Source organism: Clostridia bacterium (assembly GCA_012840125.1).
Lineage (GTDB): Bacteria > Bacillota > DULZ01 > DULZ01 > DULZ01 > DULZ01.
This window is the reverse complement of sequence record DULZ01000046.1, coordinates 1-12589: the sequence shown is the minus strand read 5'-3', so window position 1 is coordinate 12589 and position 12589 is coordinate 1. Positions and strand designations below refer to the sequence as shown.

At 52.7% G+C, this 12589-nt stretch carries 14 protein-coding genes and 1 pseudogene; all 15 read right to left on the bottom strand.

The features are described from left to right. Positions 1 to 364, bottom strand: a 364-nt coding sequence (locus GXX34_05765; protein ID HHW07027.1) for a CDP-alcohol phosphatidyltransferase, incomplete at its 3' end; no start/stop codon positions are given. 88 nt (positions 365 to 452) lie between these two features. Beyond that, complete coding sequence (locus GXX34_05760; GenBank protein HHW07026.1) at positions 453 to 911, bottom strand: phosphatidate cytidylyltransferase; 459 nt, start codon at positions 909 to 911, stop codon at positions 453 to 455. After that, positions 908 to 1264 carry a hypothetical protein gene (locus GXX34_05755; protein ID HHW07025.1) on the bottom strand — a complete coding sequence of 119 codons (357 nt, stop codon included), beginning with the start codon at positions 1262 to 1264 and terminating at the stop codon, positions 908 to 910. Before GXX34_05755 ends, GXX34_05760 begins: the two co-directional genes overlap by 4 nt. Positions 1265 to 1490: 226 nt before the next feature. Continuing rightward, the gene (locus tag GXX34_05750; GenBank protein ID HHW07024.1) at positions 1491 to 2363 is read right to left on the bottom strand and encodes an AraC family transcriptional regulator; all 873 of its coding nucleotides are present in this window, start codon (positions 2361 to 2363) and stop codon (positions 1491 to 1493) included. A gap of 155 nt (positions 2364 to 2518) precedes the next feature. After that, the gene (locus GXX34_05745; protein ID HHW07023.1) at positions 2519 to 3352 is read right to left on the bottom strand and encodes a nucleotidyltransferase domain-containing protein; all 834 of its coding nucleotides are present in this window, start codon (positions 3350 to 3352) and stop codon (positions 2519 to 2521) included. 82 nt (positions 3353 to 3434) lie between these two features. Next, positions 3435 to 4661, bottom strand: a complete 1227-nt coding sequence (locus tag GXX34_05740; GenBank protein HHW07022.1) for a hypothetical protein — start codon at positions 4659 to 4661, stop codon at positions 3435 to 3437. A 39-nt stretch (positions 4662 to 4700) separates the two neighbouring features. Then, complete coding sequence (locus GXX34_05735; protein HHW07021.1) at positions 4701 to 5372, bottom strand: FtsX-like permease family protein; 672 nt, start codon at positions 5370 to 5372, stop codon at positions 4701 to 4703. After that, the gene (locus tag GXX34_05730) at positions 5344 to 6117 is read right to left on the bottom strand and encodes an ABC transporter ATP-binding protein (protein HHW07020.1); all 774 of its coding nucleotides are present in this window, start codon (positions 6115 to 6117) and stop codon (positions 5344 to 5346) included. Before GXX34_05730 ends, GXX34_05735 begins: the two co-directional genes overlap by 29 nt. Before the next feature lie 161 nt (positions 6118 to 6278). Further along, positions 6279 to 7262 (bottom strand): annotated as a pseudogene (locus tag GXX34_05725) (HAMP domain-containing histidine kinase). After that, complete coding sequence (locus tag GXX34_05720; protein ID HHW07019.1) at positions 7259 to 7966, bottom strand: response regulator transcription factor; 708 nt, start codon at positions 7964 to 7966, stop codon at positions 7259 to 7261. Before GXX34_05720 ends, GXX34_05725 begins: the two are co-directional and overlap by 4 nt. A 490-nt stretch (positions 7967 to 8456) precedes the next feature. Then, on the bottom strand, positions 8457 to 8951 hold the full coding sequence (locus GXX34_05715) for a rubrerythrin family protein (GenBank protein ID HHW07018.1): 495 nt from the start codon (positions 8949 to 8951) through the stop codon (positions 8457 to 8459). 81 nt (positions 8952 to 9032) lie between these two features. Beyond that, positions 9033 to 10142: an alkaline phosphatase family protein gene (locus GXX34_05710; GenBank protein HHW07017.1), complete on the bottom strand. Its 1110-nt coding sequence runs from the start codon at positions 10140 to 10142 to the stop codon at positions 9033 to 9035. Positions 10143 to 10347: 205 nt separating this feature from the next. Continuing rightward, on the bottom strand, positions 10348 to 10530 hold the full coding sequence (locus GXX34_05705) for a hypothetical protein (protein ID HHW07016.1): 183 nt from the start codon (positions 10528 to 10530) through the stop codon (positions 10348 to 10350). A 149-nt stretch (positions 10531 to 10679) separates the two neighbouring features. Further along, entirely contained in the window at positions 10680 to 11951 is a 1272-nt protein-coding gene (locus tag GXX34_05700; GenBank protein HHW07015.1) for a TRAP transporter large permease subunit, read from the bottom strand. Between the two features lie 197 nt (positions 11952 to 12148). Beyond that, on the bottom strand, positions 12149 to 12577 hold the full coding sequence (locus GXX34_05695; GenBank protein HHW07014.1) for a YjbQ family protein: 429 nt from the start codon (positions 12575 to 12577) through the stop codon (positions 12149 to 12151). Between the last annotated feature and the right edge of the window lie 12 nt (positions 12578 to 12589).

Sequence of the window (12589 nt, the reverse complement as noted above, 5' to 3'; positions counted from 1 at the left end):
TAACCAGTCCGATAATACTGTAATAGGCCAACCGCCAGACACCGGACAGGACATGTAACAACAGGACGAACACGGCCAAAAGGCTGTTAAAACCCATGCCATAGGCCATCAAGGCCGGCACCACGGCGAAATTAATCGCATCGGAGAGGTTATCCAGTTCCGCCCCAAAAGGCGAGGCCAGCCCGAGACGCCTGGCCATTAAACCGTCCAGCTTATCAAACAAGAAGGGCAAGGCATAAAGGACGAGAGCCGGCTTGTAGCTCGCCTGGGCAAAAAGGAGCAAGGATACAATCCCGAGGCAAAAAGAAACCCAGGTCATCAGATTGGGAAGGTTAAGGTACTTCAGCGCTGGAAAATATTTCATGGTCTTATCCGCCTCCTGTACCCAATGTTCGAAGAAACAGACCGCTCACAGGGCGGTAACGCCGCGGCCGGCGCTTGGACCCACCGGCTTACCACTGCTGCAGGATTAAGTATAGCAAAGGCGAGGTGAACAACAAGCTGTCGAACCGGTCCAGCACCCCGCCATGACCCGGCAACAGACCGCTGAAATCCTTGGTATGCAATCCCCGCTTGATGACGGAGAACAGCAAATCCCCCCCATTGCCGAACACGAACATGTAGGCCGCCAGGGGCACGCATCTGGTCAGGGGATACCCCTGCAGGACCGGGACCAGGGTATACAGCAAAACAGTACCGGCCGTCACAGCCAGCAAGCTGCCCAGGTAACCTTCCAAAGTCTTATTGGGACTGATCTGCTTGAAGACATGCCGCTTACCAAAAAGTTTGCCGAACACATAGCCAAAAACATCGTTAAACTGGAGCAGCAAAACCATGAACATAATCCAGCCGGGGCTAATGGAGCAAATGGCCGCAAGAGCGGCGGCACAAGGGGCCAGAACAAAAATCATGAAACCATACATATAAGGGGGGAACGGATATGCTCCCGGCTTATGATAAAAGCAATCAAACTGATCCCTAAGAAGACGGGAATAATCCAGCGCAGCCATTCGTCCTGCCAGAACAAGACACCGGCCAAAGCTAAAGAGACGGTCATCCACAAAACCCTGTTTTCTTTGAGCAAGCCGGTAATCTCATAAATCCCAAAACACAGTACCACAGCGGCAAAAACGGCAAACCCGGGCGGCCCTATCCAGAGGACCAGGCACAGGAGATGAAGCAGCACGGTGGCAGTCACCGACCGGTGCACCAGGTTTTGATTCTTGATGATCAATCCCACGTTACCCAGAATCCCGGCTAACAATATGAAAATTAAGTAAAACCTGAATAGCAAGTGTTTTTTCGCTCCTTCTTTGCCTCAGGATGAACCATATTACGATAGTATTCAACAATGACAATCATATTTTACAATTACCTTTTATATCCTCTTCCAAAATCTGGTGTTATGAAAGAAACCCCGCCTGTTCGAGGCGTGGCTGGTAGCGGGCTCCGGGAGATACCAGTCAGAATGACAGTTTTCACCCCAAATATCACACCTGGGCTTTTCGCTGCACCGGAATCCAAATTTCGCTGTAGGCGTGATCCCTTTTATGGGGATCCATCTTGGTAAAAGAGAAAGTCGGGGCGTCCACCAGCACGTAGTCCGATGACGGCAGCCATTCGGCATAGATCCTGGCCATGGTATTTTGCAGGGTGGCGGGAAAGGGCCCTTCATTGGGAAAGACGGCCCAGGTGCAGGCGGGCACCGGCACCAGGTCCAGGGAATTGCTCGCCGGTTGCTTGGTGGTGAGAACACCGATCAGGTGGGTTAAATACCCTTCCTCTTTCATAAACTTGTAATCTGCATCATAAGAAGCGTTGACCACCTCATAGGGCGGGATGTCCTGCAGGGCGTGCATCTCTTTCCTTTGTTCCTCCGTAATGCTCTCCGCCAGCTTCACGATCTCCTGGTTGATCCCCTCAAACTGCATGGGGACCCGCCTGCTGACCCCCACCAGGTTAAAAGCCGGTTTCTCTTCGATCCTGAATTCCATAGCCTTTCCTCCTTTAACCGTGATGACAAAAGAAATCTTAGGAAAACACTTGCTCACACCTGTTTTCATGACTTCCGAAGGTAAAACACCGCTCCATTTCTTAAAGGCCCTCGTAAAGCCGTCCACCGATTGATAGCCGTATTTGAAGGCCACGTCGGTGACTTTCGCCCCGTTCAGCAATGCTCGATTAGCCTCTGACAAGCGCCTGTTCCTGATATATTCCTGGAGGGTCATGCCGGAGAGGTAATAAAAAACCTGGCGCAAGTGATAATCAGGTACGCCGGCCCAGGCGGCGATTACTTCCGGGGTAAGGTCATCGGTTAAATGGGCTTCAATACAGTCAATTACCCGGTTTAATTCCCGTAACACTGTTTCCCTCCTTTCCTACCGGCATCATACCACAGGGGCTTGATCCTTACTCGACTTCCGGCGGGCCAAATATGTCGCCCGGCAATCCCGGCACAAAAGTGCCCGCCGGAATTCACTCCCGCGGGAAGGAAAATGCAAGGACAAACGCCTGCCTTTCAGACGTCCTGGCTTTCCGCTGCTACTTCCTTTACTTCCAGGACCAGTTTCTCCGCTAAGTCGCAGCATGCAGCCAGAGAATGCCCAAGGATTTCAAAAATGCGGTTAGCTTTTTGGATATACCCCGCCGGTTTGTAGGGAAAGGTTTCAATCAATTTGAGGGCCTTCTTTTCGTTAATGCAGTAGACTCGGTTGCAGGCAAACAGCACTTGGTTCAAGCAAGAGACCACCCGGAACACATGCCCGGCGATATAATACTTGTCATTATCCCTTATATTCGCTTTGACAAACATGAGGGAGAATTCTGCTTCAAACATAAAGAAATCCGTCAGGCTTTTCCGCAGCGGCGGCGGGTAGATTTCGGCCTGCTTTTTCCATGCGCGGAAGTCTTCATTTCTGGCATAGAGGATCTTGCTAACGGCCAGCTCTCCCCGGTACATGGCGCTGATATAGCCGTGGGGGTGGCCGGTTTGGTAGTTCGCAGTCACAATTCCTTGCTCCGTGTCCTGAATCACTTGTAGCACCCGCTGCCAGTCACGCAAGATTAAGTCTACGTGGTAACCGTCGATAACCAGCCAACCGCCGCCGTTCACCCATTCCCCCCAGGCTCCCGGAGGCACCACCAGGTCACTCCGGTGCTCATCATCCAGTTCGGCGGCCAGCCGGTTAATGGCAGCCAGGTCAAAGCTCTCGGCATCATAATAGACGCCAATGTCTATATCCGCGTCCGGGGCATTGATGCCCCTGGCCCGGGACCCGCCTAACACTATTCCCTCAATCCAAGGTAGGGAGGACAGTTTCTCCGCTACGGTCTTGATAATGTTTTCCACCATATCCTACTCTCCTTTTAATGGGGCCGTTCATACACCCTTGTTCCTCTACAGACCGGCTGTGACCCAACACGGCAAGTGAAAATCATGGTGCAATAGAACGTTTCAAAGAGTTGACATACCCGGAACAAACCATGGCATAAAAAGCAATGTTCAACAGTAAGAATGCCCCTACAACTGTTGCGAACTGGTGCAAAACGGATGAATACAGCACGGTTTGCAGTACCTGGACGGCAAAATAGGTGTGCAAGGTGGCGAGAAGAAAAGGTACGAAGAATAATACCGCAATTTGCACCTGCGCTACTTTTTTCATCTCCGGCCAGCTTAGGCCCAGTTTCGCGAGGGCCTTGTACTTGTTTTTCTCTTGGTTCAAGTCCGTGTACAGCCTGAAATACAAGAAGCTGCCGGCACCAAGGAAAAAGATGGCGCCCAAAAAGAAGCCCACGTACAAGAACAGCTTCTTGTTCTGGTTCTCCACCTGGTAGGCTTCAATCCTGGTGGACCAGAAATACCGGCCCTGTTCACCCAGTCCCAACTCCACTCTCAGCTGTTGCACCGCCTCCATGCTATGAAGCCAGTCAGGAATAACATAAGAATAGGAATGATATCTTTCTTGTACCCTCGTTATTTTACCGTAAGTCTCGTCGGCCACAACCGCCAGGTTGGGGAACAAACCGGAATAAAAGATGACTCTAGGTGCCACTCCTATCACCTCAAGCTCTATAGCCCCATCGTCCAATACAATTTCCCGCTGGCTTAAAGTCTTGTCTCTCTTTGGATCGAACCTCACATAAACCGGTACCAGTAAAGCCTGGTCATGCCTCAACGTCACCGGCGCCAAGCCCAGGGCCGCCGCCCGCCGGTTATAATCCGACTCCTTGATGATATGAATAGCCCTTTTATTGGTGGTCACCTGCTTAATGATTTCGCTCTCGTATTTTTCATAGGCCAACCCACGGCTTGCCAGCACGGCCTCAATAGTCTTGAGATGCTCCCCTTCCAGGTCGTGGCCGCTGTAGGACGTGTAAGTGAGGGCAAAGGGGTGGTCCTTTAGGGCCTCATCTCCGACTACGGAACTTAAGGCATACACGCCGGTGATGGCGGTAAAGGCCACACTAGAAAGAATGGTCACTAAGAAGAGCATCCGGCTGTTGTCCCGCACCCGGAAAGCCAGATCCGAGATCCACAGCAAGTTGGTTTTCCGCAGGTAGAGACTTTTTTTCTGCTTGAGCCGCTGTAAGACCAGCAAGCTGAACTGGGTGAAGAATAGATAGGTTCCTATCACCACGGTAGAAGTGAGAAGGATTTCCACCTGAGGGAGGCCTTCTATGCATAAAACCACCAGGTCCAGCTAGGGGGCCATTCCATATAACTGGGACGATAAGGCCATGAAATAACCCGCCCCCAACAGCAGAACCGCGGCCGCAGACCACAAAGCTGAAAACCGGATCTCCCGGTTAGGCCTTTTAGCCCCTCTTAAGAGAGTAATGATGCTGTCACTGCGAATAATCAGCGGGGTTAAGGCGGAAATGCCGAGGAAGATCAGCGTAAAGAAGATCACCGTGAGGAGAATGGCTTTCCCCGGAAAATAAAATGACAAGGATCCATCAGCCAAAATACTGCTTAACAGCATTAAGAAAAGCTTGGCAAACACTAGCCCCAGGCTAATGCCGCACAAAATGGCCAGGCAACCGATCATCATGTTCTCCATGAATACCAGCCGCCTCAGCTGGGTTTTGGATATGCCCAGCACCCGCAAGACGCCGAATTCCTTGCTCCTCGCTTTCAAAAAGGCGTTGACGGAGATCATGACAAAGAAGAAAGAAAAAGTCAGGATAGCGGCCTCCGCCTGCCCCAGGATGAGTTCAATGGCACCGCCTTTCTTTCCTGCAACCACCGGGTGAAACAAGTTCACGGCAAAAGAGAAAAAGGTCATGATAGTAAAAACGCTGCTAAGAAAGTAAGCCAGGTACACCCTGGTATTGCGTTTCACATTATGAAAAGCGAACTGCCGCAAAGCCACCGGCTTCACCCCCCAGCCAGGCCAGCACATCCAGAATTTGCTGGTAGAATTTCCGGCGGCTGTCACCCCGGTGGATCTCATTGAAAAACCGGCCGTCTTTAATAAAAAGCACTCTTCGGCAGTAATTGGCGCACAGGAGATCATGGGTGACCATGATAGTGGTCATCCCTAAGTCCCCGTTGACACCGGCAAAGAGCTCCATCACATCCCTGGCGGCCTTGGAGTCCAAGTTGCCCGTGGGCTCGTCGGCCAGCAAGAGCAGGGGTGAATGAATTATGGCCCTAGCAATGGCGGTCCGCTGGGCCTGCCCCCCGGATACTTCAAAGGTCCTCTTTCCCAAGATGCCGGTGATACCCAACCGGGCCGCCACCTCCTGCAGCTTTTGCTCCATGACGGGAATTTTCTCTCCGGCCAGAGTCAAAGGCAGCACAATGTTCTCCCCGATGGTCAAGGTATCAATGAGATTGAAGTCCTGGAAGACAAAGCCGAGCTTCCGGCGCCGAAATAAAGCCAGTTCCGTATCATCCAGTTCATAAGGATTCTCCCCGCTTATCCATACCTCTCCCGAAGTGGGAGGATCAATGGTGGATATAACATTGAGAAGAGTAGTCTTGCCGCTCCCGGAGGGGCCCATGATACCTACAAATTCACCTTGCTCAACAGCCAGATTGATGTCTTTTAGGGCCCGGTACGGTACCCGCTCGCCGTAAATCTTGGTGATACGGTGAAGTTTCACGATTTCCATGGGTCAACATCCTTTCGCCATTTACTACCCCGATTGTAAGGTACCATCCCCGTACATGCTATCGATGCCTCTTACAGGCACCTTACATTGATGTAAGGTTGGAGCGTTTCGGGGAACCGGGTGCTGGGCTGCCGGGCTCCCGTTTGGCGACTGGGAATAACTTATCCCTGAAAAATCAAACGCACGGTAGTTCCCTCCCCCGGCCTCGATTCCAGTTCCAACCGGTGCTCCAATCTCCGGCAAACTTCGTAGACCAGGTAAAGACCCATGCCCGTGGACTCGCCAAAGCGCCGGCCGTTTTCACCCGTATAGAAAGGTTCAAAGACGCGGCGGATATCCTGCGGGGGGATGCCGACTCCTCGATCCCTTACTTCCAAGACCGTGCCCTGCTCTGCCCGGTAGGCTACCACCGTCACCTTTTTGTGCTCCCCGTCCGTGTACTTAATCGCATTCACCAGCAGTTGCTCGAGGACGAACTAGAGCCATTTCCGGTCGGTGTTAACCGCCAGGTGCTGCTCCACCTGCACTTCCGGGTAAACCCTTTTGCGGATGAAATACCTTTTGTGCTCATTCACCAGTGCCACCACCAGGGGATACAGGACCACGGTTTCCACCTTGAAATCGTGGGGAAAACTGTTCAGCCGGGCCATGTGCAAGACCATGTTTAACCCTCTTTGCAGCCGGTCCAGTTCCTGCCGGATGCTGTCTACATAAGGCTCTCCTTCATTCTCTTGGAGAATCAGGTGCATGACGGAGATAGGGGTTTTCATTTGGTGCACCCATTGGTGCATAAAAGCCAGGTGTTCCTCCTGCTTCCGCCGGTACTGTTGGATTTGCTCCTGATAAAGGCTGTACTGAGCCCTCAGCAGCCGGTCCAGCGCTTCCGCCATTGCCCCTTCCCCGGCAGGTGCCAGCAAATCTTCCATGGCTGCCGGACGGCTGCTCAGTTTGTCATACAGCCTCCGGTGGGTAAAATAGCGGTACAACAAAAACAGGCCCAAGAGAAAGGTACTCAGGAAAAGAAAGTAATACACGTTGCCTACCGTACTGAACCCGCCCAGCCGGCGATAAAAAAGAAAGAGGATAATCATGTTGAATAGGTTCAGCAAGACAAATGGGAGGTGCTCTTTCCAGAAGATCCTCATTCCGCTCTCCCCCAGGTAACATGCAGCCGGTACCCGTATCCACGCACTGTTTCCAGTGCCTCGTCGATACCGATTTCTTTGAGCTTTTTTCGCAGCCGCGCCACATTCACATTGAGGGTGTTTTCATCTACAAAGGCCTGGTCATCCCAGAGTTTCTCCATCAGCAATTCCCGGCTAGCGGTCCGGGGCGCCGACCTCAGCAAAGTTTCGGCCAACACGGCTTCTTTTTGGGTCAGGACCACCACTTTCCCCTCAAAGTGCAACTCGGGCCTTTCCGGGTACAGGGTGAGCCCCGCCAGCTCTAAGCGGCGTTCTGTCCGAACACCTGGGGCCAAATCCCCGTAGCAGCGCCGCAATTGGCTTTTGATTTTCGCCATCACTACTTCATAATCGAAAGGTTTGGTGATATAGTCATCGGCGCCGCTTTCCAGGCCCAATACCTGGTCCATGGCCCCCTCACGGGCGGAAATAAGTATGATGGGCACCTTGGATACCTGCCGGATCTTCCGGCACCAGTAAAACCCGTCGTACCTGGGCAAATTGATATCCAACAAAACCAGGTGCGGTCGCACTTCAAAAAACGCATCCAAAACCCGCTCGAAGTCACTTGCTGTCACAGGGTGGTAACCATATTTCTCCAGATACGAGCATAAGAGCTGCACCAAGGAGGTATCATCTTCTACCAGCATGATTTTGTAATCCATGCCCTGTTCCCCCTTTCTTAGTATTATCAACCCTACGTCGGCAAAAGTTGTGCTGAGAACTTTACTACCCTCATGAAGCCAACCACCCATGGCGGGAGTCCAGCTGAGGCGAGAATGAAGCGGGTAAGCTCTCTCCAGGCAGGCTACTACGCCCCTTGGTCAACGGGCGGGCAGGAACCGGGGTAGACAAAGCAGCAGGGGCTAACCGAACAACAAGAACTGAAGCAGACCAGCGGTATGAACACAAGAAAGAGCCTGTCGTACGTTCTATTCAACTCTTGAAGTTCTTCTAAGAGTTGATTTAAGCCTCTTCCATTTATCATCTTTCCAGCCATACCATTGGATTTGCTCAAAAACATTTACTACATGAACATGCTTTCTTCCCTGCTCCGGCGAAAAAGCGCCAGGGCCATGAAATAGGCAACCCCGCAGGAAACACCAACTGCGGGGTTGCATCGCGCGCCAATTGTTACAGCAAGATCCGCCCGAATTAGTACTTAATAAACCTTTCACCCGGCACGCCGCAAATGCTGCACTTTTCAGGTACGGACTTTTCAATATTGCCGCAGACCGGGCAGAGATAGTAGAACACCTCTTCCGTGGAATCGAGATTCTCCAAAGCTTCCTGGTACAGCTTGGCATGGACTTCTTCCGCTTTCATAGCGAAAGTAAAGGCCATGAGAGCAGCCTTGTTTCCCGCTTCTTCCGCCGCCTTGGCAAAAGGAGGATACATTTCTTTATATTCATAGGTTTCCCCGGCAACGGCATCTTTTAAGTTCTCCGCCGTGGAACCGATTTTACCGGCCACTTCAAAGTGTTTCAAAGCATGTAATGTTTCCGCATCGGCTGCCGCCCGGAATAATTTCGCGGCATTGAGCTTTCCTTCTTTTTCGGCTTGCTTGGCATAGGCCAAGTATTTCCGGTTCGCCTGGGACTCGCCGGCGAAAGCTTCCATCAGGTACTGCAGGATTTTGTTGTCACTCATAATCTTGTCCTCCTCATCTTGAATTGAATCCATCTATTAGTTTTTCAACTGCCCCTTTCAGGAATCCTGCCAAATATTTCTCTAATTCTTTTCCACCAGGATCAGGGGAATAAGCATCTCGTCGGCGGTCAAACCCGCATGGACCCCTTTAAACTTTTCCGCTTTTTCCTTGCTGTGGAAGATAGCCAGGTTACCGACGCCTACGGCCAGGTAATCTCCCAGCATGGAACGAAAATCCTTATGCTCTATACCGTCACCGAACAGTTTCATCTCCAGCACTTTGTGCTTGGGCAGGAGCAGGAATTGATCACCGAATTCATTATTGAATTCTTCTTCAAACAGGCTCCGCTTATCCTCCTTGACAAAAAGGTTTAAGGCCCGCGCTTCAATGGTAGGCACCCTGAGGAGACACTCCGCAATCCTTGGATAATCCTTGATGCATACGGATTTCCCGTCCACCTGGCCGTGGTCCGCCGTGATAATGAGCAGGGTGTCCTCCAATTCCGCCGCCAGCTGCGCCACCTGCTTTTCCAGCGCCGCCAGCACCCGCTTGGTATCTTGACTGTAACAGCCCGTCCGGTGCATGGTGTCATCGGGTTCGGGACAATAACAGGAAACCAGTGCCCGCCCCGTCTCCCGGCAATGTTTTTTCACCAGTTCCAAGCTTTCCTCAAAGGTGCGCGGGTAAGGCGGTTCAAAGGGGTTCACAGAATACGCTCTGCCCCCCGCTTCATTGATCCGGTCAATGACACTGGTGTACCGGTAATACTTCCGGGCGACACTTTCCTCCGCCACCTTCTCCCCGGTCTCCGTATCCGTATTCAGGAATACCGTGACATTCCTGTTTATCTGGGGAAAGTAACAATCCCACCCCAACCAGCCGTGCTCACAGGGAGTAAGGCCGCTGTCCAGGGAGGTGACGGCAGCCACGGTGGTGGGCGGGAAGGTGGAGCTGAAGGTCCCTACCAGGTGGCTGTGGAAAAAGCCTTTCTGCGGCAGATTACCTTCCAGGATGGACCGGCCCAGGCCGTCAAGGATGATCACCACCACGTTTTTGTAATCCTTCGCCAGGTAAGGGTCAAGGAGCTTCAGGGTACTACCGCTCGCCGGCAGTCCCCATTTTTTGAGAATGGAATGGGTCAGGCTCACTAAGGAATTGTCGTAGTCTGGGTAAACGATGTTCCGGTTCATGCTCTTCTCCTTTCCTCTCGGTGACTGTCAACCGGGCGTTCCCTTCGGAATTACGCCGAACGGGTTTAGGTTCTCCTCGCCTACCGGCTGAATATAAAGTCATTATATCAGAAAAATGGCGTTTCCTGCATCCTTACACCGGGGAGTAACAGCGTCCTGAATCAAAAACTCCACCGGCTGACCGGCAGGAAGCTGGAGCAGTAGATTACTGTATGTCCAATGGTTCGAGCATCACATCGGCAAATTTGGTGAGGCCTATACCATAAGCGCTGTCGGTAAACAAACGGTTGCGGCCTAAGGCTCCCGCAACATATTCCTGCCCCGCGCCATCATGACCAACCGGAACCCCAAAAGGAAACCCGAAGTCGGCACCGGCTACTCCCGCCATTCGCGCCACCCCTCCCTCCAAACAAAAAAGACCCATGGGAAAACCCCACAGGTCTTTCAGGCAGGAAACAATGCTGCCGCACCGCGGCAGCAAAACCCTTGGCACTAAAACGCCTGGACCGTCAACAGGCGCGCGCCACCCCAGGCCCCTTAGGCCCAGATGAACCAGACCAGTACATAACCGCTGGTCACGGCCGCCAGGGTGAAAGGCACGCTGATTTTCATGAATTGCCCCGTGCTCACCTCATAACCACGGGATCTTAAGATGCCGATACCGGTGATATTAGCCGACGCTCCGATGGGCGTAAGGTTACCTCCGAGGGTGGCCCCCACCAGCAGGCCGAAGTAGAGGATCGTCGGGTCTACCCCCATTAAACCGGCAATGCCTTGCGTCACGGGCAGCATGGTGGCCACATAAGGAATGTTGTCAATAAAGGCCGAGGCCAGCACTGACGCCCACACAATCAGGGTATACATCAGGAACAAATTGTTACCGCTCACTCTCACAAAAAGTTCGCTGATGGCATTCACCACCCCTGCTTCGGTAATGCCGGCCACCATAATAAAGATGCCGCTGAGCAAAAGCAACGTGAAATAGTCGATTTCCGCCAAAGTTCTTTTCAACGGTTCCAGGCTGCGAGAACGCAGGGTTTCGTAAATCACCCCGATGAGCATAAGCCCGGTGCAGATGAGGCCGTTGGTAATCTCGGGTTTCTTTTCTTCCGGGATAAAGGAAGCCAGGATCAGCAGGAGAATCGTGCCAAGCAGCAGGGCGGTCGGAAAGTAATTCTCCACCTCGGTGCGGTCCTTGACATCGATGCTTTGACCCTCTTTCCGGAAAACCCACAGCAGCACCAGGGCGGAGACGATTGCTCCAAATTGCACAACCCAAAACAGGCCGGGACGGCCGCGATACACGAAGAAGTCCAGGAAATCCATGCCGGCACACCCGCCCAGCAAGATGGACGTGGTATCCCCCACCAGGGTGGCAGCACCCTGCAGGTTGGAGGAGATGGCGATGGCAATGATGCTGGTTACGGGAGAGATGCCCAGCTTTTCGCAGATGGTAAGGGCCACCGGTGCCACCATGAGAACCGTCGCCACGTTATCCACAAAGGCGGAAATGATCCCGGCAAAAAGGGCTAGGGAGATAATGGCCCACTTGACGCTCGGCATGCGCGCGATAATCAGATCCGCCAGCAAAGACGGCATTTTAGAGGCAATGAATAAGGAAACCGTGCCCATGGTACCGGCGATCATTAAAATCACATTCCAGTTTATGGCAAAGAAAACCTTCCGGTAGGGAAGGATGCCCAGCAGCACGAACAGAGCCGCTGCCGCCATGGCAATGTAGGCCCGGTGTCTTGGAAAGGCCAGCAGTAAAGCGTAGGTGGTGAGAAACAGGGCAAGGGCTACGAACACTTAGACCATCCTTTCCATTTTTTGTTTGGCCCAAGAGGCACACACAAGCCCATTATAATATAAAAAATGGCGATTCATGTAGATTTTCCCCCTCAAGGGGCTCGAAAAAAAAGAGGCCCTGAAGTTGAACCCCACGACCGCCGCGGTAAAACGGCCACGGCTCGCCGCTGGGGAAACGGCTGGCGCGCTAATGTTCTTTAGCCCTCTAGGATTTTCACATAGAATTCCCGGTTTCTCGGCCCGTCGAACTCGCAGAAGAAAACGCCCTGCCAGGTACCCAGCAAAAGCCTGCCGCCGGAGATGATCACCGTACAGGAAGAACCCATCAGCGAAGCTTTAATGTGGGCATGGGCATTCCCTTCCCCGTGCCGGTAATCGCCCCGGACGGGGTACGTTTTCTCCAAGGCCGCCAGGATATCCCGCACCACATCGGGGTCGGCGTTTTCGTTGATGGTGACCCCGGCGGTGGTGTGGGGCACGTACACCACCGCGATTCCCTCCTGCACCTGACTGTTCCGGACCGCTTCCGCCACGTGCGGAGTAATATTGATGAATTGCTGGGAACCGGTGGTTTTAATCCGGTAATACCACAGGCGTTCCTCAACCTTTCCGGCATCCCTACTCATCCGCACACCTCC